General features: G+C 51.4%; 22 protein-coding genes. 6 read left to right on the top strand and 16 right to left on the bottom strand.

Annotated elements, in window-relative coordinates; genetic code table 11:
* Nucleotides 1-18: 18 nt before the first annotated feature.
* From CVU71_09095 to CVU71_09050, 10 genes are all read right to left on the bottom strand, one after another.
* Entirely contained in the window at nucleotides 19-726 is a 708-nt protein-coding gene (locus tag CVU71_09095) for a hypothetical protein (GenBank protein ID PKN18936.1), read from the bottom strand.
* Complete coding sequence (locus CVU71_09090; protein PKN18935.1) at nucleotides 723-1,493, bottom strand: short-chain dehydrogenase; 771 nt, start codon at nucleotides 1,491-1,493, stop codon at nucleotides 723-725. Before CVU71_09090 ends, CVU71_09095 begins: the two co-directional genes overlap by 4 nt.
* Nucleotides 1,494-1,519: 26 nt before the next feature.
* A complete protein-coding gene (locus tag CVU71_09085; protein PKN18934.1) occupies nucleotides 1,520-1,942 on the bottom strand; it encodes a hypothetical protein in 423 nt (140 codons plus the stop codon).
* Between the two features lie 335 nt (nucleotides 1,943-2,277).
* Nucleotides 2,278-2,970, bottom strand: coding sequence for a J domain-containing protein (locus tag CVU71_09080; GenBank protein ID PKN18933.1), 693 nt, complete (start codon nucleotides 2,968-2,970; stop codon nucleotides 2,278-2,280).
* Nucleotides 2,971-3,045: 75 nt separating this feature from the next.
* Nucleotides 3,046-3,438: a DoxX family protein gene (locus CVU71_09075; GenBank protein PKN19156.1), complete on the bottom strand. Its 393-nt coding sequence runs from the start codon at nucleotides 3,436-3,438 to the stop codon at nucleotides 3,046-3,048.
* Between the two features lie 163 nt (nucleotides 3,439-3,601).
* Complete coding sequence (locus tag CVU71_09070; GenBank protein ID PKN18932.1) at nucleotides 3,602-3,943, bottom strand: hypothetical protein; 342 nt, start codon at nucleotides 3,941-3,943, stop codon at nucleotides 3,602-3,604.
* 70 nt (nucleotides 3,944-4,013) lie between these two features.
* Nucleotides 4,014-4,859, bottom strand: coding sequence for an RNA polymerase sigma factor RpoH (gene rpoH / locus CVU71_09065; GenBank protein PKN18931.1), 846 nt, complete (start codon nucleotides 4,857-4,859; stop codon nucleotides 4,014-4,016).
* A 262-nt stretch (nucleotides 4,860-5,121) separates the two neighbouring features.
* Nucleotides 5,122-5,589, bottom strand: a complete 468-nt coding sequence (locus tag CVU71_09060; protein PKN18930.1) for a CBS domain-containing protein — start codon at nucleotides 5,587-5,589, stop codon at nucleotides 5,122-5,124.
* 79 nt (nucleotides 5,590-5,668) lie between these two features.
* The gene (locus CVU71_09055; GenBank protein PKN18929.1) at nucleotides 5,669-6,124 is read right to left on the bottom strand and encodes a histidine kinase; all 456 of its coding nucleotides are present in this window, start codon (nucleotides 6,122-6,124) and stop codon (nucleotides 5,669-5,671) included.
* Nucleotides 6,125-6,225: 101 nt separating this feature from the next.
* Nucleotides 6,226-7,008, bottom strand: coding sequence for a hypothetical protein (locus CVU71_09050; protein PKN18928.1), 783 nt, complete (start codon nucleotides 7,006-7,008; stop codon nucleotides 6,226-6,228).
* Between the two features lie 473 nt (nucleotides 7,009-7,481).
* Between CVU71_09050 and CVU71_09045 the strand changes: the two genes are divergently transcribed.
* On the top strand, nucleotides 7,482-8,375 hold the full coding sequence (locus CVU71_09045) for a hypothetical protein (protein PKN18927.1): 894 nt from the start codon (nucleotides 7,482-7,484) through the stop codon (nucleotides 8,373-8,375).
* 69 nt (nucleotides 8,376-8,444) lie between these two features.
* Complete coding sequence (locus CVU71_09040; protein PKN18926.1) at nucleotides 8,445-10,043, top strand: acyl-CoA dehydrogenase; 1,599 nt, start codon at nucleotides 8,445-8,447, stop codon at nucleotides 10,041-10,043.
* A 99-nt stretch (nucleotides 10,044-10,142) separates the two neighbouring features.
* Here the strand turns inward: CVU71_09040 and CVU71_09035 are convergent, their stop codons facing one another.
* Entirely contained in the window at nucleotides 10,143-10,436 is a 294-nt protein-coding gene (locus CVU71_09035; protein ID PKN18925.1) for a hypothetical protein, read from the bottom strand.
* 94 nt (nucleotides 10,437-10,530) lie between these two features.
* Nucleotides 10,531-10,719 carry a hypothetical protein gene (locus CVU71_09030; protein ID PKN18924.1) on the bottom strand — a complete coding sequence of 63 codons (189 nt, stop codon included), beginning with the start codon at nucleotides 10,717-10,719 and terminating at the stop codon, nucleotides 10,531-10,533.
* Here CVU71_09030 and CVU71_09025 point away from each other — a divergent pair.
* The gene (locus CVU71_09025; protein ID PKN18923.1) at nucleotides 10,718-11,305 is read left to right on the top strand and encodes a hypothetical protein; all 588 of its coding nucleotides are present in this window, start codon (nucleotides 10,718-10,720) and stop codon (nucleotides 11,303-11,305) included. The genes CVU71_09030 and CVU71_09025 overlap by 2 nt on opposite strands.
* Nucleotides 11,306-11,330: 25 nt before the next feature.
* A complete protein-coding gene (locus CVU71_09020) occupies nucleotides 11,331-12,644 on the top strand; it encodes a DNA polymerase IV (protein PKN18922.1) in 1,314 nt (437 codons plus the stop codon).
* Between the two features lie 374 nt (nucleotides 12,645-13,018).
* Here the strand turns inward: CVU71_09020 and CVU71_09015 are convergent, their stop codons facing one another.
* Genes CVU71_09015 through CVU71_09005 form a run of 3 tightly spaced genes read right to left on the bottom strand, consistent with a single transcriptional unit; the run spans nucleotide 13,019 to nucleotide 15,816 of the window.
* Nucleotides 13,019-13,459 (bottom strand): hypothetical protein, encoded by a 441-nt coding sequence (locus CVU71_09015; GenBank protein PKN18921.1) that lies wholly within the window; start codon nucleotides 13,457-13,459, stop codon nucleotides 13,019-13,021.
* On the bottom strand, nucleotides 13,410-14,693 hold the full coding sequence (locus CVU71_09010) for a glutamate-1-semialdehyde 2,1-aminomutase (protein ID PKN18920.1): 1,284 nt from the start codon (nucleotides 14,691-14,693) through the stop codon (nucleotides 13,410-13,412). The genes CVU71_09015 and CVU71_09010 overlap by 50 nt, the downstream gene beginning before the upstream one ends.
* Complete coding sequence (locus CVU71_09005; GenBank protein PKN18919.1) at nucleotides 14,671-15,816, bottom strand: hypothetical protein; 1,146 nt, start codon at nucleotides 15,814-15,816, stop codon at nucleotides 14,671-14,673. Before CVU71_09005 ends, CVU71_09010 begins: the two co-directional genes overlap by 23 nt.
* 884 nt (nucleotides 15,817-16,700) lie before the next feature.
* On the opposite strand from CVU71_09005, the gene CVU71_09000 reads away from it, so the two are divergent.
* Both CVU71_09000 and CVU71_08995 read left to right on the top strand, forming a co-directional pair.
* Nucleotides 16,701-17,192, top strand: coding sequence for a hypothetical protein (locus tag CVU71_09000; protein PKN18918.1), 492 nt, complete (start codon nucleotides 16,701-16,703; stop codon nucleotides 17,190-17,192).
* A gap of 50 nt (nucleotides 17,193-17,242) precedes the next feature.
* Nucleotides 17,243-18,370 (top strand): FAD-dependent oxidoreductase, encoded by a 1,128-nt coding sequence (locus CVU71_08995; protein ID PKN18917.1) that lies wholly within the window; start codon nucleotides 17,243-17,245, stop codon nucleotides 18,368-18,370.
* Between the two features lie 567 nt (nucleotides 18,371-18,937).
* Here CVU71_08995 and CVU71_08990 read toward each other — a convergent pair.
* Complete coding sequence (locus tag CVU71_08990; protein PKN18916.1) at nucleotides 18,938-21,295, bottom strand: hypothetical protein; 2,358 nt, start codon at nucleotides 21,293-21,295, stop codon at nucleotides 18,938-18,940.
* Nucleotides 21,296-21,674: the final 379 nt, after the last annotated feature.

Below are 21,674 nucleotides of genomic sequence, written 5' to 3'. Positions count from 1 at the left end.
ATCGGGGGGGCTCTTTTGCTACTGAGCCTTTATCACCTTTGCCGGAGGAAAGGTGATTTTGAATGGTTCAATAAAGATAGACATAAGCGGCCTCGCGCAAGTGAGATCCGGAAAGTATTGCTGATTGACCTTCATCGACCGGATGGACGCAAAACGCCCGCAGCCCCGGCCGCTGAAACTGGTTTGCAGATAGGAACCCTGCCGGCCCTGCATCAGCGGAAAGGGCAGAAGTTTTGTGCTGACGGGAAAGCGCGGCCCCCGGACTTTAATGTCCGTTTGAAAAAAAGTCCCGCCGGCGTTTGCGACTTCTATGCTCTCCAGGTTGTGCCTTTTTAAAAAATGAAATGCGGCCGGTTCTTTGGGAATCGCCCAGTTTTTCCGGCCATTCAAAACGCTGTCCATTGTGGAGACGTAAATTTTAGTGATTCGGTGCCATCGCCCGCCGTTGATATGAACTTTTCCGGGGATAAAGAGCATCTCCGAATAGGGACCGGCATCGGATGCCGTATAATCAACGATCATCAAAGCTCCCAGACCGCCGGCGGGCATAATTCCCTCATCCGGGGGAAGGAACGCCCTGTCTTTAAGAAATTCCTTATTGAATTTATACAGAACCATCAGCCCTCTGCCCTCCAGATTCCAGGGCGCGGGCACTGCGGGAACACGAACGGAATCGTTATTGGCGTCCATCAGATATTGCCCGCAGGTCCGATAATGAGTATTCATACTGCCTGTCCTTTTTGAAGTCCGGTTTTCATCCACTCTTTTTTTAAATAAGCCTGCCTGGCAAAAGGCAACACTGTAAATACAGCATTGATCAATCTAAAAACGGGCAGCGGATAAATACTGGTCTTGTTCGATTGAATGCCCCGGATGATCGAGACGGCAACCTTCCCGGGCTGCTGAGAAGGCCAGGGCAGGTATTCCGTGGATGCCCGGTCAAAAAAATTCGTCCGTGTGGCCACCGGATAAACAGTGGCAATTCTCTGGCCCGCGCATAATTCATAAGCGGCTGTCCGGTTGAACATGCGCACCGCCGCCTTGGTTGCGCCATAAAGCGCATAACCGGGAAGCGCCATGAAGCTCATGGCGCTGGCGGTGCTGACAAAAAGAAAGGGTTTATCTTTTTTCAAGACACGAAGCTTTCCCAGACAATAGGCGGGAGATACGACATTCAAATTAAATATCCCCGAGATATGATTCCAATCGGAGCTGTCGGTTCTCTCACAATAGGCAAAACCTGCGTTGGCAATAAAAATATCGACATCACCCATCACCTTCAGGGCCTCAGCAAACATCGCATCAACGCCGTCCTTTTGAGAAAGGTCCGCCGAAAAAGAAAAGAGGCCTGCTATGCCGGAATCCCTGACGGGGCCGATATTGCGCGCCACCGCCAGGACCCTGGCGCCTCTCCGAGCGAGCATTTTGGCCAGTTCAAACCCGATTCCGGATGAGGCGCCGGTTACAATACAGCATTTGTTTTTAACGTTCATGATGACTTTCCTTTCAGGCCTGCTCTCTATTTGATGTCGAGCAGCAACCGGAGCTTGGCTAAACCGGAGATCATGGATTCAATTTCAGCCGGTTTAAGGACCGTGATATTTTTTGAAATGATTTTAAATTGATAATTATCCACGGCGGTGAGCAGTTTTTTTCCCGCACCGGTGATCCCGACGTTGACCAAGCGTTTGTTGTCTTTCACCTGCGTCTTTTTGACCCACCCGGCGTTCTGAAGCCTTGTCACCATACGGCTGGCTCCGAATAAGGGAAGGCGCAGATACTGGGCAATCATCCCTACGGACATCATCCCGGCATCATCAAGTTTCTTCAGGAGGTAGATATCCTGCCAGCCCGCGCCAAACAGGCCTTCCTCCCGCTTTTGAAAAAGATAAATAACCTCCAGAAACTCATGGAGCAATGCCGATAAATCTTCTTTTTTCATCATAAGCTCACCAATACTTGCAATTTGCAACTAACATACTTGGAATAGTTGCATTCTGCAAGCATTATTTTCAGCGGCCGCTTTTCCGCTTTTGTTTCCGGTGTGAAGGGATGCTCTTGAGAAAATAATAAAAATAGCAGGGACGGTCCGCTGATTTTTATCGGATGTCCGGAAGGCGCGCAGATATGTCCGCATCGTCAGGGGCAGGGCAGACGGGCATCCTCAAGAAAGAGTTCATTTTTATTGAATGGTGATGACGGCATTTTTAAATCGATTTGCTCTTTGGCCGGGAACGACAGCCTACCTTCAAAATCACCGCGCACGCCTGCGGGGTGTCAGCAAGCGTCGGTCAGGCAAAAAAGGACGGTCAGGTAAAGATTCCTGATGCCATATCGATCCAGGGGGATGATGACGGCCTGATTTTCTTTCAGACCGGGCCGAAAGGATACCAGGACAGGCACCTCTCCGACGATAGCGCCTTCACCGGCGCAGTGAGCGCACTCATAAGGCCCGATACTGCCGTAACCCCGGCACGCGCCGCAGACGGCTTTTGCGGGAACCATGATCCGGACATTGCCGCCGGATTGCGCCTGTTCACTGGATAGCGGAACCTCCAGGGTCAGATTCTGCACGTGTCCGGATTTGGGATAGCTGAACGTGGAAAAATTATTCCACAGCCAGTCAAATATCTCATCGAAGGATGGCGTAAAGGTCTGAAACGACCTCATGAGCGAGAGATCATCTGGATCAGGCGACGGCTTCCCGGAAAGGCCCGGCGCTTCAGAAACCTTGCGCCCGGAGAGGACTGTTGTTTTTGCAGAGATTAAATTTTGATCGTATTGCCGCCGCGCCTGATCGTTGCCTATGACCGCGTAGGCTTCCTGAATTTGCTGAAAAATGTCCCTGCCGCCCGAATAACTGTCCGGGTGATATTCTTTGATGAGGCGACGGTATGCGGTTTTAATATCGCCGCCCGGCGCGCGGGACGAAATGCCGAGAATCGCATAGTAATTTTTGGCCATGCTCATCCTCCTTGGGCTTGCGGTGGTTTTTCATGACCGGCCACGACCGCGGCCCCTGATCGCAACGGTTCTTTTGATCACTTACCGGTCGTTTTTATCCAGACACCACTTTACCCCGCCCCGGCAGGCAATGTAGAGAAAAACCAAACAGAAGAGAACGGCCAATTCACCCTTATTAATTGCCGGAAAGATCTGGGGTCCGATTTGGAACTTCCAGTGGTATTGGAAATAAGCCACGGCCATCATGCCGCTGCAGATAAAAGCCGCCTCACGCGTTTTAAACCCGATCATCACCATCAGCCCGCCGACCAGTTCGATGATTCCGCCGATCCAGAGTTGGGACCAAACCGGCGGCTGGGATGCAGCAAACACCCCCAGGATTTTCTGGCAGCCATGAAACAAAAAAAGGAATCCGGTTACAATGCGCAAAAGGGCATACGAAAAGTCTGCGTACTTTCCAAGAAATTTCATAATTGCACTCTCCAATCATTGAAATTTGCGGATTTCTTCCATTCGTAAAGATTATTTTAGATTTTTTTCATCCCGGACGGCGCCTTCGCTTTCGCACAACCTGTCCCCGAATCCGAAAGAAGTTCAGGACGAATCATCGGGAATCCTCGCCTTGCTTTTTAAAACCTCATGGTTTGAGGACTTCCGAGAATTTTTGCTTCTGTTTTTCCAATATCTGCTGCCCCTGCTCAAGTGTCGCCCTGATCTCTTTTTTGGCTTTGTCCGTCAGATCGCTTCCCTGATCGGCAATGTCCGCGGCTTTTGCCTTGAGATCCCCGATAAGTTCACTGACATCTTCAATGCTGTCCTCGATTAAGGCAACCGCTTTATTTCTTGTGCGGCGCGCCGTCCTGATAATTTCCAACCGCGTCCTGCGGCCTGACATGGGCGCAAACAGAAGCGCAATGCCCGCGCCGATCAAACCGCCGATTAACAAGGCGCCGCCGATCTTTGTCGCATCGTTATTCATAATATTCTCCTTATGTTCTGGTCTGGTTAAGATATTGAATCATTAACATCCTGCGCCGTTGGGCACGGCCTCAAACGCCCGCACTCAAATATGGAAGATGCTGCTGCACTTTCCTCAATGCCTGCTTTTCAATCTGGCGGCTGCGTTCACGGGTGATCTTGTATTTATTGCCGATCTCCTGAAGCGTCAGCGGATGATCCGCCATGACCCGGTGTCTGATGATGTAACTTTCCCTTTCGTTCAGTTTGGCCAGCGCGCCGGAGATATCACGTTTGACAAGTCTTCTCTGTTCGTGTTTGATGAGCTGGGTTTCCTGACTGTCTCCATCATGCATGAGAAAATCAAGATGGGAGGCATCCACGTCGTCGTTGATGAATTCATTGAGCGACAGGTCGCGGGTTCCCATTCGCAAATCCATCTCCGCCACTTCTGAGTCCTTGACGCCCAGAGATTCGGCGATTTCGCTGAACTCGGGATTTTTACTGGACAACATTTCCAGTTGTTTTTTTGCCTGGCTCAATTTGAAAAAAAGTTTTCTTTGCGCCTGCGTCGTGCCGATTTTCACAAGGCTCCAGGACTTGACCAGATAGTTCTGAATGTATGCCCGGATCCACCAGACGGCATAAGAGATCAAACGATAGCCCCGGTGGGGATCGAATTTCGTGACCGCGTGGATCAGGCCGATATTTCCTTCCTGGATCAGGTCGGCCAGTTTGTAGCCGTAGTTGCGGTATTCATGGGCGATCTTGACGACAAATCGCAGATTGGAAACGATCAGCTTTTCCGCCGCTTCCGTGTCGTTGAATTCTTTCAATTTAATGGCCAGCTTGAATTCCTCATCGGGAGTCAGCAGGGGAAAATTGTTTATCCCGGAGATGTATAAATCAAGGCTGCCTGTTACGACTGGTACTTTCATGTTAAGCCCTCCATAGTTAATCAACAGAGATACGGTGTTGTCCGTGAGGGTACTTTAAACGGATGTTGGAGAGTAAACAATGGTGTTTAAATGAGGTCATCCTGGTAGTATAATACTACCATAACATTTACGGGAGAAAAGACGTTCTTGCGCCTCTGGTCATCTCATTAAACTGAAAAGGGGCTGCGCGTTGCAGCGCGAAGCCCCTTCCTGACAGAAATAAATTAACAGCTTTTCTTTGCGACGTTCCGATCGCATCGGCTCAGAGAACGGTTGACAGCTCAGCTGAAGCCGACCTCTTGGGCAGCATTTGCATATACTTAATTTTTATGCTGGCTTCCTGATATTGAAATCCCATGATATCTCTCATGGAAAGAATACCGACAACCCTTTTGCCGTCGGCTATCGGAAGATGTCTTATCTTTTCCTTCTTCATGGTTTTGATGGCGTAATCCAAATCGTCGTTCAGCCCCGCTATGGCGACTTTTTCGGTCATGATATCCTTGATAGTTTTATTTTCAAAACCGCCTTCGTGCGCGAAGCACTTTCTGATGATATCCCTTTCCGTCACGATTCCGATCAAATCGCCCGCTTCATTACAGACGGGAAGCGCGCCCTTGTTATGTTCCGCCATTTTCTTAATCGCCGCCGAGGCCGATTCATCCGGAGTAACTGTGATTAAAGCGTGAGGTTTGAATCCTGTGACCTTTAACATATCTTTTACGTTCATAATGTCCCCCCCCTCCTTTTGTCTGGTTAAGTTGACTTGTCAGCGCTTTTCCGGATTCCGGCCCGCGCGCGCCGCAAATTTACTGCAACGTATCCTGCTCGAGATAACCGCCTGAAATATATCGCTCCAGATGATTAATCGTTGTTTTCTGCTGGTCGATCATTCCTTTAACCACATCGCCAATGGAAATGATCCCGGCTAATTTATCGTTCTCCAACACCGGCAGATGACGGATATGCTGATCCGTCATGAACTTCATGCAGTCTTCCACTTTAACGTCAGGGGTTACCGACGTTAACTGCCTGACCATGACGTCCCGCACAAGCGTGTCGCGCGAATTTTTTCCTTTTAATACTAATTTGCGGGCGTAGTCGCGCTCGGAAATAATACCCAGCAGTTTTTTGCTCTTGATGACCAGCAGGGCGCCTACATTATGAGCTGCCATCATCTGCAGGGCCTCATAAATGGTTTTGTCGGGTTGAATGGAGAACGTTTCACTTCCTTTTCTGGACAACAAATCTCTTACGGTCAGCATATGGTTTCCTCCTAATCTATAACGTTGAGTCCACTATAGCCGAATATTGCAAAACGATAAGGTGAATAAAGGAGGGGATAAAGTTCTATATAAAATAGAACCTAGTCAATAAGGTCCAGATGGGTGGTAATGTTTCCGGATTGGTTTCTGATGCCCAGTTTGCCGCGGATGGCGTACTTGTGCTTCTTGACCGTCGAGAGGGAGATGTTCAGGGTTTCGGAGATTTCCTTTTCCCGGTAGTTCGCCTTGATGAGCTTGATGATGGAAATTTCAGTGGGCGTGAAATTGAATTTGGACGTGCCAAGCTTCCGGTAATATTCCGAAGCGATCTGATCGAGATGCTCTTCAAGCAGGCGGAAAGAAGAATCACTTGAATATTTTTTTGCCAGAAGATTGACGATGGGCAGGATATTCTGCTCAACGTTGAATCGGATATTCATCCGGAGATTGTTCTTGCCTTCCTCAATGGAGTCAAGAACATTTCTCAGGATGAACTTCTGCTCCTGAATGATATGTTTGACGACGTCTCCGATCGTGACGATTCCGATGATTTTATTTTTGTCGAGAAGGGGAAGATGCCTTACGCGGTAGGTGGTCATAATGGACATGCAGTCTTCCATCGTGTTTTGGGAGGTGACATAACGTACTTTTGTTGTCATGAATTTCTTTACGGGAAGGTCCATGGAAAGTTGTTTTACGGATGTGGCTTTCCGTGCGAAATCCCGTTCCGAAAAGATGCCGATTAACTTTCCTTCACGGGTTACGGGCACCGCTCCGATATTCTTTTCATTCATGATTTTCAGGGTGTCATAGATGGAAGTATCGGGCGATACCGTCCACACTTTTTTTTTCTTTTCCAGCAGAAATGTTTTCAAAGTGAACATAGGGTCCCGGCAAACATTTGATAAATTGATGTTGAAGAAATTTCAGCTGCCAACGATTGCAATTTTTCTTGGTGTTTCCCTGTTCAGTATGCGGCCGTTTTCTGTTCCTCTATGACCATTGCCGGGTTTGATTTTTTATCCCGGCATTTTATTGAAGCCTGCCGATTTGTGCAGGGGATTTTTGCGGCCCCGCACGACAGATCTCCAAATGTTTGAATTTTTTATCATCTTCCTGTGGATAAGGCAATCATAATCTTGGCTTGGGCTCCGGCACATGCCTGTGCTCCCGAAAGGTCAGGAACATGGATTGCTCCCCCGATCATTTGTTTCCTTCGTCTATCGGAACAACATAATACTTGACGGCAAAGAATGGACAAACCATAATCACCCCGTAGTTTGGTTATTTTATCGGAAGATAATTTAATCGGTGTGTGATACGGATCGCCAATACAAATTACATTACAGGAGAGATCATGAACGACAATCTCATTCTTCAGGATACGCCGGACCTTGTCAATCCCTATATTCTGATCGGCTACCGCGGGTGGCTGAATGCCGGTGAAATGGCGACCGGATGCATCGACTTTCTGCGCCGCAAGCTGGGTGCCCGGAAGTTTGCTGCCATCGATTCCCGGCATTTTTATATCTGGCAGGTGCCGGGCTTTGATCAGGCGCAGATCATGCGGCCCCACGCGGTTGTTGAAGGGGGCCTGATCAAGTCACTCCACGAACCCGCCAATGACTTCTTTTACTGGAAGAGCGGCGCCAAAAACGACCTGATCCTTTTTACGGGCTTTGAACCGAATGTTGCCTGGCCCGAATACACAGCGGCCGTTTTGAGCATGGCCAGACGCTACAAGGCTTGCCGGATCTATGTTCTGGGCGGTGTTCATGACCAGGTTCCCCATACCCGGGAAACAAGCGTCTATGCCGTGCTGAGCCATCCGGAGATGAAAGCCGAATTTCAATCGTTTCCGCTCCTGAATTACACGGGGCCGTGCAGCTTCTCCACGCTGCTTGTGGATCATGCCCGCAGGGAAGGGTTTGAGGCGGCCAGCATCGTGGGCAGGGTCCCGCCGTATATTGCGACTTTTAATGCAAAGGCAGGCTACGAATATTTGAAAAAGGTTCTTGGCCTGATGTCCCTGGATATCGATTTAAGTGATCTTAAAAGAGCCGGAGATGCCATAGCCAAACTGATGGACAATGACTTCAGGCAAAATAAAACCGCCCGGGAGCAGCTCCGGAAACTGGAAGAAGCGCACGATACGACGCTTTTTCAGGACCACGGCTATAAGGAAGTGACCGTCGATGAGCTGATGCAGGAAATGATGAATACAAAAAAAGACGGCCGGAAGCCGCACTGATCTGAAATTTTCAGGCCGGAAAAGGCTCTGAAAAGAACGGCGTTTTATCATTTACCGAAGGAGGTTCTTATGTCGTTTGCGGATAGAAACAATCCTTATGACTTCAATGAATTCCTTGCCTGGCGTCAGGCTGTCGATTACTATGCCGATGATCCGTTCATTCAAAAAGTGGTGCGTCATTTTACCGGCGAAAATTGGAAAGAAGTGGATGCGGAGGGGCGCGCGGTTTCTCAAAAAGCCTCTTTCCGCTGGCGGGACATGGCCGACCGGATTGCCCGTCCGGAGGAGCGCCCCTTCCTGCTGCACTATGACGGCCACCATAACCGCATTGACCGGATCTGCCGCCCGCTGGATACGGAAATCATGGAGCGGGAAATTTTTTCAGAAGCGTTCTTCGCGGATAAGACGTCGCCCTGGGTGAAGCTCATCAAGATGTTCGTGATCTACCAGAACGGCGAGGCCTGCGTGGCCTGTCCCATCACCTGCACGGAAGGCCTGGTGATGCTGCTCGAAAAATATGCCGATACGCCGGAAACAAAGCAGATTCTCAGACACTGCAAGGAAGGCATCGACGGTGTGTACGCCATCGGCGCGCAGTATCTGTCCGAGATCCAGGGGGGATCGGATGTGCCGTCCAATGTTCTGGAAGCGGTGAATGAAAACGGCGTCTGGAAACTTTACGGCGCCAAATTTTTCTGCTCCGCCACGCACGCCGAATATTCCGTTGTGACCGCCAAGCCCGCGGGATCGGAGAAGGTGGCCCTGTTTGTCGTGCCGTCCTGGCTTTCGGGCAATAAAGAAAAAGAAATCCGCAACGGCTATACCATCGACCGGATCAAGTGGAAGCTGGGCACCAGCGAACTGACCACGGGCGAGCTCACATTCAACGGCGCGGTTGCCTATCCGGTGGGGCCCCTGGACAAAGGCGTCGCCAACGTTGTCGGCATCGTGCTGACCTATTCCCGCCTGACGGTGGGGCTTTCCGCCGCCGCGTTCATGACCCGGGCCGTGCGGGAAGCTGAAAAATACGCGTCTTTCCGGACAGCCTTTGACTTGCCGATCGGCCGGTTTCCCCTAGTGGCCGTCCAACTGCAAAGAATCAAGAAGACCACACAGAGGACGATCGCCGGCGCCTTCAAACTGTACCGCGACTTTCTGGCCCTCGATGGCGGTCTGAAAGGAAGTAATGTCGGGGATGAGCCGCTGCCTGCGCGCCGGAATCGCTTCAACATCCGGGAGCTGATTATGCTGCAGAAGATTGCCGCCTCCTGGGATTGCACCGACGTGATCCGGGAAGCCATGTCGATTTTCGGCGGCCACGGCGTGATGGAGGATTTCTCCTCTCTGCCGCGCCTGTACCGGGATTCGGCCATCAACGAACTGTGGGAAGGCCCCCGCAATGTGCTGCTCACCCAGATCCATCGCGACCTGCGTGAGGCGGCCGCCTGGTACGGGCCCGCGGAATTTGTCGCCAATGTTCTTCAGGGGCTGGATCAAAAGCTGATTGATGAGCTTGCGGCGGAAATCAAGTTAATTGTCGCGCATCCGCATCTGTTTCAAATGGACGATGCGACCATTGACATCTGCGGGCGCTGGGATGCATTCTGCCACAAATTCTTCCACGCCTATCAGGATCTGGCGTTAAAAGAAGTGGACCCCCTTAGTTAGGGGGCGCGAGCGGCCGGTTGACGGACACCTGATCTCAGGCAAAAATTAACGCCTGCAAGCCAATAGATGGTTTGCAGGCGTTGGTATTGCTTACTTCCTTTATTTCGGACAGTGGTTCATTTCCCGGCACATCCAAAGCGCGCATTCGGCTTTTGACTTGCATTCTCCGGGCTTTGGCTGGCTTTTACCGGATTGATATTGAGCGCAATACTTGTTGCACGCATTTCTGGTAGCCGGCGGTGTCAGGCCGCAGGCCGCATCACAACCATACGCATCAGACAAATCAAGTGATATGGTCGCATACTGCTGGCACTGGTGGCACGTCATATCGGCAAAGGCCGTACCGGAATAAGTGAGGCAAATGATAAGAAAAATGTATTTGAAATATTTCATGAATGAATCTCCTGTTCCCGATTAATTGATCCGCCGCCCGGTCTTTCTTTGCCAATCTAACACATTGCGCGCCGCAAGAACATGAATAACCCTTTTAGACAGCTATGAAATGAACCTGCCCAACGCTTGGGGCCATGCCCCGGTGCGCCTGCTGACTTAGGGAAGTCACTTCCCGAATCAGCATTTTCCAGATAGCTGATAATACATGGTATTTGTTTTTTATCTGAATAATAGAAATACCTTCTTGACAATAGAACATTTGTTCTATTATAGTCCGGCCCATGGAAACGAAACGCACCATAAACTCAGTAGCCCGCAAGATAGCCGATTTTTATCATGACCGGCATCGCATGCCGACTTATGAGGAGATGCTTACCTTATTGGCGGTTCGCTCCAAGAGCGTCGTCAATTTCTGGGTGAATAAACTCCTGGAAAAAGAGATTCTTGAAAAGGACGCAAAGGGGCGCCTGACGTTTATCAAACCGCAGGTCGGCGTTCCTCTGGCCGGAACCGTATCCGCCGGTTTCCCCTCGCCTGCGGAAGAAGAATTACGCAATATCGTGTCCTTTGATGAATACCTGATCAATAAGTCGTCCGGATTGTTTCTGCTCAAGGTTGACGGTGATTCCATGACCGGTGCCGGAATCATGAAAGATGATCTGGTGCTTGTTGAACGTGGCAGAGAACCAAAATCAGGGGACATCGTCATTGCGGAAGTGGATGGCGCCTGGACCATGAAGTATTTTTATAAAAAAGGCAAAGAAGTTTACCTGGAAGCGGCCAACCCGAAATATCCCAGAATTAAGCCGGCAGCCGAAATGCGTCTTAATGGTGTGGTCACGGCAGTCGTCAGGAAATATCACCTGTAACACATCTCTGATCAGTTGAACGATTATGTCTGAACAGATTTTCAGTCTTCATTCCTGGCCGCGCGCTATTGCCCATATTGACGGCGACGCGTTTTTTACGTCCTGCGAGGAGGCGATTCATCCCGAGCTTCGGGGCAAGCCTCTGATTACCGGTGGTGAACGCGGCATTGTCGCCTGTGCCAGCTACGCGGCCAAAAGAATGGGGGTCAAGCGCGGTGTGCCTCTCCATGAGGCGCGAAAAATCTGTCCAAAATTGATCATTCTTCCTTCCGATTATGAAACATACAGCCTGTTTTCCCGGCGGATGTTCGACATCATGCGCCGGTTTACCCCCGATGTGGAAGAATATTCCATTGACGAAGCCTTTTCCGATCTTACCGGAATGCGCCGCGCCCTGCGTTCAACCTATGAGGAAATCGCCCTGAATATGAAGAAGACCATTGAAAGGGATCTGGGCATCACCGTGTCCGTGGGCCTGAGTATCACCAAGGTGCTGGCGAAAGTGGCCTCCAAGCATCAGAAGCCCGCCGGCATGACCGTGATCAAAGGAAGGGACATCGCTTTCTACCTCCGCAATCTGCCGGTGGGGAAAATCTGGGGCATCGGCAACGCCACAACCAGCTATCTGGCTAAATTGGGTGTTCACCATGCGCTGGAGTTTGCAAAATTGCCGGAAGAGACCGTGCTGAATAAATTTACCAAGCCGGGCGTTGAAATCTGGCGGGAATTGCGCGGGGAATCCGTCTATCCGGTAACGGCGGAAGAAAAGAGTTCTTATGCTTCGATCAGCAAAACAAAGACTTTTGCGCCGCCGACATCCAATGCCGAATATCTTTTCGCGCATCTGATGCGCAATATGGAATCGGCCTGCATTAAAGCGCGTCGTTACAGCCTGGCGCCGCACAAAATCGTTGTCTATCTGAAAAAAAACAACTTTGAGTCCAGCGGCAGCGAGGCGAAGCTCTCGCGTCCCTGTGCCTGTCCGGCGGAATTTTGCGGCATTGTTCGCGAGCTCTTCGATGCCTGTTACCGGCCACAGGATATTTACCGCGCGACCGGCGTTATTTTACTTGATCTGAAGCCGGACGCCAATACGCAATACACGCTGTTTGATGATCCACTTCAGGCGGAAAAGATAAAAGACATTTACAAGGCGGCCGATGAGCTGGGGCAAAAATTCGGCAAACATACCTTGCATCTGGGAAGCTCACATCTGATTGATAAATTAGGCAAGGGCCGCAGGGGTGAACCGACAACCCGTGAACAGACGCAGCTCAAAGGCGAAACGCGCCGCCGTCACCTGGGTCTGCCGTTATTGCATATCAGCACCAAAAGCTGATTATTGGACCGATACAATCTCCCTGCATGAGTTAATAGTAATTTACAATTTTAGGGGCGTCCCCGCAATAGCTCATGTCGGGTTTATCGCGGAGGATGTTCCGGAGCTGGTCGCCGCGAAAGACCGCAAGGGGTTGAGCTCGATGGACATCGTGTCAGTACTCACCCGGGTCGTCCAGGAACAGCAGGGGCTCATTCAGGAGCAACAGAAAAGTATCGCTACGCTGAGAGCAGAGTTAAATGATTTGAATGTAAGAGTGAAATAAACGCGATCAGGAATAACGATGCGACGCTGTTTTCCTGAAGTCGGGAGGACCATGATAATTGATAGCCGCAGCGCCGTTGAATGCGGCGCTGCGGCATCAAGGCCGCGGATCAGCCTTCCGCCTCTTTTTTCACGTACTCGATAATCTGGATCAGGACGCCGTCCGGATCGCGGATGAAGGTGGTGAGCCGGTCCGGCCGGGAGGCAAACGGCTCCATGAGCACCTCGGCCCCCCGGGCGCGCGCGTTCTTCACCAGCGCCTGAATATCATCCACGACCACACTGATGTGATTGAGCCCCGTCATGGCGGACGGGTCCGTCTGTGTCTCATGGGGATTGGCCTGTTCGATTTCAATCTGAAAAGCGTCATTGCCGACGAAGGTGAAGACCTTTCCCCAGATCTCCACCTCATCCACGACGGCCAGCCCCAGAACGTCGCCGTAAAACCGGATGGACGCCGGGCGGTCTTTCGCCTTGATGCCCACATGATACCATTTCATCTCAGCCTCCGATCTTTTCCCGGGTGAGTTTGAAGCAAACGGACGCGACATCCAGCGTCTTTTGAATATCGGCTTCCTGCATGGCCGCGCAAACAAACCAGTTGTGGTGCGGATGGAGGAAGATGCCCCGCCGGGCCGCCTCTCCACAGAAGAACCGGTTGGTTTCAAAGAGCGGATCGTCGGCAAACGTCATGTAAGGCATGGCCGGCGGCCCGGTGACGCTCACTTTCACACCTGCCGCCGCGGCCGCGTCGGCAAGCCCGTTCATGAACATCGTTCCCATCCGGCGAATGTGCTCAATCGCAGAGCTTGCCCGGATTTCGTCGATGCAGGCCAGAGCGGCGGCAAAGGGAACGCCGGAGAAGAAGTGGGTGCCGGTGAAAAAGATGGTCTTGGCCGCCTCCATCAGCTCCCGGCGCGCTCCGGCGACGGAAATGGCGTAGCCGTTGGCCATGGCCTTACCGAAGCACTGGATATCTGCCTTCCAGCCGTAATGCTTCGAGCTTCCCGCGATGTCCAGGCGGAATCCGCAGCGGACGTCGTCGATGATGACCATGAAACCGTCTTTTCGGGCCAGGCTGTTGACCGCCTCCACAAACTCGGGCTTTGGCAGTTCCTGATCCCTCATGGCGTCGTGCCGGTGGGGGGTGAGCACCACGCCCGCGACGGTGCCCTGATGCTCGGCCCACACGCGCCGGAAGTCCTCCGCATCGTTGTACTCAAAATAGTGAACGTGGGTTTTCCACTCTTCGGGCACTCCCTGTCCGTGCGGCTGGCACCAGAAATGAGATCCGTGATAAGAGCCCCTGGCCAGCAGGATGTCCATCTTCCCGGTGTAAACCCGGGCCAATGTGATCGCGTAGGAGGTCACGTCGGAGCCGTTTTTTCCGAAGACGCACCAGTCGAGGCCGTCAATCGTCTCCACCATCTTTTTGGCGAGCGGCAGCCACAAATCCGAAGGCAGCGTGAAGCAGTCGGCGTTTTCCCATTGCTGCTTCGCCGCCGCATCCACTTGCGGATTCTTCAGCCCCAGCAGGTTTGTTCCGAAAGAGCACATGTAATCGATGTATTCATTCCCGTCCACATCCCAGATCCGGCAGCCGCAGCCGCGCTTGATAAAAGCCGGATAAGATCCGAAAGTGAGGAAGGCGGGTGTACGGGGCCCATAAATGCCGTTGGGCAGGTACTTCTGCGCTTCCTCAAAAAGCTGGTACGATTTTGTAAATTCATAGAGCTTCATCAGTGTCCTCCTTAATGTTTTTTCATGCGACTGCGCGCAGAACATACGCCACAGCGATTCCCAGATACGTTCCCACAACCCAGCCGATAATTCCGGTGATCACACCCGAAATCACAATCTCTTTATTTCTTAACGCGGAAGCGACCATCGGCACCAGCGGCGGCGAGCAGATCCCCGCTACGGAAGTAATGATGACCGTGTCGGTGTCGATCCTGAAGATCCGCGCCAGGGCGACATGCAGAAGCAGACACGCGAAGACCGTGAAAGCTACGTACATGAGCATGACCGGCGCTGTGGAGACCAGACGGTTGAAATCCGCCATGGAGCTCACGACCAGGCAGAAGATCAGGATGAAGTAATTGCCGAGCTGGTAGGTCATGCGGATGCCGCGGACGGCGGGGATAAATGAAAATAAAATGCCCAGCGTGGAAATGGCGAGGATCGCGACGACAAAGGCCACATTTTCCGAAAAGGCCAGAAACGCGAGCCCGCCTGCCGCAAAAATCAGCACGGCCAGACCGAGGGCTTTGGCAAGACCAGCGGCCGTCCGGGCGGAAAATATGCCGGCGTAAGAATCGAAGTCCGGCTCCCGATCCGCCGCAGTGCCGGCATCGGCTGCAAAAGCGGGCAGGATCAGCCCGAAAACCCGCTGTCCGACCGTCATCAGGAAAAGCAGGTAGACGCTGGAGACCAGAACGTCGGAGGTATGTGCTGCAAGATAAAGCGTCTGGTCGGTGCGCAGCGCCGTGGCGATGGCGCCCAGGTTGACGGTGCCGCCGGTATAAACGCCCACGAACATGCCGGCGATTTTCCAGGTTTCTTCGCCGACGCCCACGCGGAAGAGAAAAAACCCCGCGAACGCAATGACAACAATGGCCAGGATTTGCAGTCCGAAGGAGAGGAGTGATTTACCCGCCAGCCTGCTCCAGCGGCGCATGTCGATGGAAAAAAACATCAGCGGAAGCGCCAGACCGATCGTGACCAGCATCAGCGGATTTTGAAGTGCGGTCGGGTGAGCCGGAATCAAACCGACGTTGCCGACGAGAATCCCGGCGATGTAACAGACAACGACCGCGCCCAGTCTGTTGAAGACGGTGTATCTGGCGGCCAGATAAACGGCGGCCGCCGGAAAAAGGAGATAAAAAAGAATCAGAGCCACAAGTGCCACAGTATTCCTCCAAAACGAAGATCAGTCTGGCGCTTCCGTCGGTTTTCAGCGCGAACGCTTGCGCGGCTGCCCGCAGGAAAAAATTTGGCCGCGGAGAGTATAGGCAAAATGAGGACTCATGTCAAAGAAGGATTTGGGCGGTGTAAGAAGCACATAATATGTCCTGTCTTGTAGCACATAAACTGTCCGGTTAAGAAGTTACCTCGATGGAGGTGACGGATGAGACGGACGGAGATGCTACAGGAGATCCGGAGGATGCGATTTGAACAGATGTATTCGGGTTGGCAGGAAGGGAGATTAAGCTAGGAAGAAGCGGCAAGAGTGGGGCACAGAGGGGGATGTCCCTAAAATAGTAAGTTTCTCCAAGGGGAAACAAAGAGGGCCATACTTCAAAAAGGATTCCTCAGAAGTAAGCCCCTTTTTTTAATCAAAAAAGACTGCTGTACTCATGCAAAATGATTTTCGAACTTCGACGCCTGACCATTTCTTCCTGAACTGTTTTTTCAGATTCAACCTGTTATTTCAACATTACAATCATTAATATATATTGGTAAACGTGAGAAGGTAGAGCGATTGTTCACCTGTTGAGAAATCTTCCTTCATGTTCCCGAGAAAAGTTTTTGCGTCCGACAGGTTCGTGTTGTATATTACTCGATAATTATTAATCACATACCTCATAATTTAAGGTGATCCGCATGTCTGAAAACAATCATTACCCAAATATCGTCCTGGGTTGTGGAGAGGCCGGCAAGTATATCGGCTGGACTCTGGAAGAGCAGGCCAGAAGACGGCGGTCATCGAATGACAGTATGTCGACGGCTGCGCCGATAAATTAATATGAATAACGTGAAAAATGAGGTCTTATAAAAATCAAAGGAGGATCTATGGCAACAACCAATCGTCGAACCTGGCTTCTGCTGATCGGACTGGTTCTGGCTGCAGTCGCTTTGGTGAGCTGCTACCCCAAGCGTGTCGGTCCCATGGGGCCGTCCGGAGATCGCCTCACCTGGCCGGAGATGAGCGTAGAACAGAAGAAGGCGCGCATGACTGAGGCGGTCCTGCCCCGCGCCGCTTTGTTGTTCGGCACCTGGCGGCCGGAAAGATTCTCTCAGGTGGACTGCACACTATGCCACGGTACGGGAGCGGTCTCCGACAACTACCACATGCCCTCCGCCCACCTGCCGCGTTTGAGCGGAGATGCACTGCTCAGGCCGGAATTCGCGAAATATCCCGATACCACCCGGCTGAAGTTGGACCGTCTGGTGCCGATGATGAGCGAAGCCCTGGGCCTGAAAAGTTTCAGCATCATCACCCGCAGGGGGTTCGGATGTTACTCCTGCCACATGGGTCCTGAAGGGCCGATGTTCGGACATTAACAAGCTTTTCCAGGCAGGGGACATCCCCGGAACAGACAAAAGAAAGCATTATGAATGATGTAAATATTCTGATTATCGGCGCAGGCGTTGTTGGGCTGGCGATTGCTTCCGAGCTGTCTAAAACATACAGCGGTATTGTTGTCGTGGAACGCCACGGCAAATTTGGACAGGAAACGTCATCGCGCAGCAGTGAAGTGATTCATGCCGGAATATACTACGAACCGGGTTCTTTAAAGAGCCGCCTGTGCTTTCGCGGGAATGAACTGCTCTATAAAATCTGTGAAGATCATTCGATACCGTATAATAATTCAGGCAAGCTTCTGATCGCCAAGGAAGAAAAAAGCATCCATAAGCTGGATAATCTATACCGGAAGGCCATTGGCAACAGAGCAAAGAATTGCAGAATGGTCGATGAAGCTGAAATCAGGCAGATTGAACCCAATGTGAAAGCTGCAAAGGCCATATACTTTCCAACTTCGGGTTATGTCGATTCAGAAAAGCTGATGTCGTTTTTTGAAAGTGATTCCATTCATCATGGAGCCATATACTTATACAACCACGAGGCTGTTTCAATAAAAAAGCATCATGCGGGATATGTGGTCAAGGTTCGAACCGCGCGTAATGATGTATATGAAATAACAACCAGCGTGTTAATCAATTCAGCCGGACTTTACAGTGACAAAGTATCGGAAATGGTTGGAATAGACTCTGCTGCACAAGGCTACAGAATCAATTACCACAAGGGAATTTACTTCCGCGCCGTCAGACAACTTGAAAAATATCCCAAATTGCTTATTTATCCTGTTCCGCCGGACGTAGGAAGCGTTGGGATTCATACAACCCCGGACATGAATGGCGGGATGCGGTTGGGGCCCCACTTTTTCTGGTCGGACAGCATCGATTATTCCGTCGATGATTCATTGCATCAGTTTTTCTTTGAAGATGTCAGAAGTTACCTGCCTTTTATTGAGTATGACGACTTGCAGCCTGATATGTCGGGCATCATGTCATCGATACAAACACCTGATGATAAAATTATAAGGGATTTCGTTATTGCTGATGAATCAGCCAAGGGCTTCCCCGGACTGATCAATCTGATTGGAATCGAATCGCCCGGCTTGACCGCATCACCTGCCATTGCCGAATATGTTGCAGAATTAATCAAAAAATATTTTTAGAATCTTCTTTGCGGACATGTGCCAATGGCACCATGGGCTGTGGGAGAGGTAACGATAGGAACGTACTTCAAAATATCAATTGATATGTTTTGAAATCGAATTTCATGAGATGTTCATGCCAAGACAATCGCGCATAGATACATCCGGGGCCCTGCATCGCGTGATAGACAGAGGAATTGACCGCCAGAAAATCTTCACAGATCAAGATGATTATTTATTATTTCTGAAAGGTCTTGCGGATTTGTTGATTGAAACCAGGACCTCCTGCTTGCATGCGCGTTAATCCCAACCACTTTCATCTTTTGCTGCAAATAGAAAATGTTCCCATTTCCCTTCTTTTGCGTTTCAATTGAAGAAAATTGAAGTAGCCTGCAAGGGGTAAGTTAATAAGGAAAGAATGTCTCTGCCCCTGTGCTCCACGATGCAGAAAAAAGCAGGCGCCTTTGACGGTGTTACTGCCAAAGGCGCCCAGGTGCATCTCGCGGTGATGCTTGCGCAAGGCAAGCACCGATCCGCCGTGATGGGGTTCTTCCGCAAGGAATGATGCCCCGAACCTATTTGAAAAGGTTAATCGTCTTCCTCCTCATCATCATCGTTATGACCAGGAATTGTGCCCCGGTAACTGATCTCAACAGACCGTCTGACACTCTTCGATATATTTCCCGCCCCGTCTTTTGCCCAGGCATAGAGGATCCTGGTGCGCGAAGCGCGGAAGGTATAACTCGTCGGCGGCGTTGATCTCCATTTGGAGTCGGCGGCGTTCGGACGTTGTGATGACTCCGTCAGCAGATACCCGGTGACGCCTACATTATCCGTTGCCGTCAGAGTAACGGGAACGGTAAGCGACGACGACCTGGACGGGATAACAAACTTGGTGATGGTCGGGGGTGTTGCATCCGACGTCGAAATGACAACATTGTCGCTTGCTACGGCCGAGATGTTGCCTGCCCCGTCCTTTGCCCAGGCATAGAGGATCTTGGAACCCGCCGAACTGAACGTATAGCCCGCAGGCGGGGTTGCGCTCCACCCCGTGGTGCCTGCCGTAGGAACCGCGGAACTCTCAGAAACCCGATAACCCGTCACGGCAACGTTATCCGTTGCGGCAAAGGTCGTAATGCTTACGGTGAGCGAGTTGGACGTGGAAGGAATCGTAAAGCCGACAATCACCGGCGGCGTGGCGTCGGAAACGGCTACGGTTGTCGATGCGCTGAAGGATGTGGAGATATTGCCCGCCCCATCTTTTGCCCAGGCATAGAGGACCTTGGAACCCACTGAACTGAAGGTATAACCCGACGGTGCCGTGGCGGTCCATCCAGCAGCCGAGGCCAAAGGTGCCGTGGAGACTTCCGTCACCAGATAGCCTGTAACACCCATGTTGTCGGTTGCCGTGAAGGTTGTAATCGGGATCGTCAGCGTGTTTGAATTTGACGGAATGACAAACCCCGTTACAGAAGGCGGAACCGTATCAGGAAGAGTAATGCTCGTTATGGCGCTCAGTGGTACGGAGACATTGCCTGCGGCGTCCTTCGCCCAGGCATAGAGAACCTTGGAGCCCGCCGAACCGAACGTGTAGCTTGCCGGCGGTGTTGCGCTCCATCCCGTCGCTGAGGCCAAAGGAATGGTCGAAGTCTCTTTGACAAGATAGCCCGTGACACCCACATTGTCGGTTGCGGTAAAAGCAGAAATGGACACCGTCAGCGAGCCGGAACTTGAAGGTATGGCAAAGCTTCCGACAACAGGCGGTGCCGCATCGGGCAGCGTGATGGTTATCATCGCGCTCATAGGTGCGGAGATATTACCAGCTCCATCTTTTGCCCAGGCATAAAGGGTTTTGCTGCCCGCAGAGCTGAACGTATACCCTGTGGGAGCCTGAGTGGTCCATCCCGTCGCCTGAGCCAAAGGCGTCGCAGAGGTCTCCTTGATCAGATAGCCCGTCACGCCGGTATTATCCGTGGCGGTAAATGATGTGATTCCAACGGCAAGGGATGTCGAGGTTGCCGGGATAGCAAAGCCTGTAATCACGGGAGCGCTCGTATCGGGAAGGGTGATTGCCGTCGTTCTGCTTATGGGCACCGAGATATTCCCTGCCGCGTCTTTCGTCCAGGCGTAAAGGGTCTTGTTACCAGCAGAGCTGACCGTATAGCTTGCCGGTGCCGTCGCGGACCATCCCACAGCCGAGGCTAAGGGGGTAGTTGCGGTTTCGGTGATCAGATAGCCTGTGACACCGACATTGTCTGTAGCGGTAAACGTCGTAATGGAAACGGTGGTGGAACTGCTGCTTGCCGGGATGGTAAATCCGGTAATCACCGGGGCTGTCGTATCAGGCAGTGTGATGGACGTCGTTCTGCTTAAAGGCGCAGAAATGTTACCCGTGCCATCCTTTGCCCAGGCATAAAGGGTTTTGTTTCCCGCCGAGCTGAACGTGTAGCTTGCCAGGGCTGTGGCGGTCCATCCCGCAGCCGAGGCCAATGGCGTTGCCGATGTCTCCGTGAGCAGATAACCCGTCACGGCAACATTATCTGTGGCGGTAAAAGTTGTAACGGAAATGACCAGTGAACTTGCGCTTGCCGGAATAACAAATGCCGAAACAACCGGGCGGGTTGTGTCAGCAGCGGTAGGATGGCTTGTGGCATCCCCGGGAAAGGTTCCGGCCCTGATCTCATCGATGTTCGTGAATCCGTCGCCATCCGAGTCGAGGGATTCAATAGCCGCAAAACTGCCAGCGTTCGCGTAATCCAGCCCATAGGGGTTGAACTGCGACGTATCACCGCCCGGATGACATAATGAGCACGTGCTAAGAGCCGTACCCGAAGTCCCATAGGTGGCGTTGAAAGATGTCAGGTAGGAACTCAAACCATAGGCAACACTGAAGGCGCCGACGACCAACATCACAATGCAAATTTTTAATGAAATTTTCTTTATCATGCAATCTCCTGTTTCGATTTTTATTTTTTTTCTATTTGGCAAGACGGACAATCCTCTCATATGTTTCCTCTTCTCTTGAAACTCCTTTCTTTCTCGCAAATGGCGAGAACTGCTATGATTGGCAATTTCTTAACCGGTTTGGAATCTCCTTTTTTTCTTTGCGTGACATTCCCTTTGACGGATCCTACGAAATGATCGTTTGGTTCATGATGTCCATAACAGCAATGCTTGTGCCATCATTTGTGCCTAATTGATAAGGTATTGATTATATGTAATATATAACCATAACGGTTCTGGTTCGTGTCAGGCCGTTCGTGACTGGTTTTTCATACATGGAAAAAGGATTATTCGCGTTATCTGCTTAATAAAACAAAGATTT

The organism is Deltaproteobacteria bacterium HGW-Deltaproteobacteria-6, assembly GCA_002840435.1.
In the GTDB taxonomy this organism is placed as follows: Bacteria; Desulfobacterota; Syntrophia; order Syntrophales; family Smithellaceae; genus UBA8904.
The sequence above is the reverse complement of the archived record's forward strand: the minus strand, read 5'-3'. Positions and strand labels throughout refer to the sequence as shown.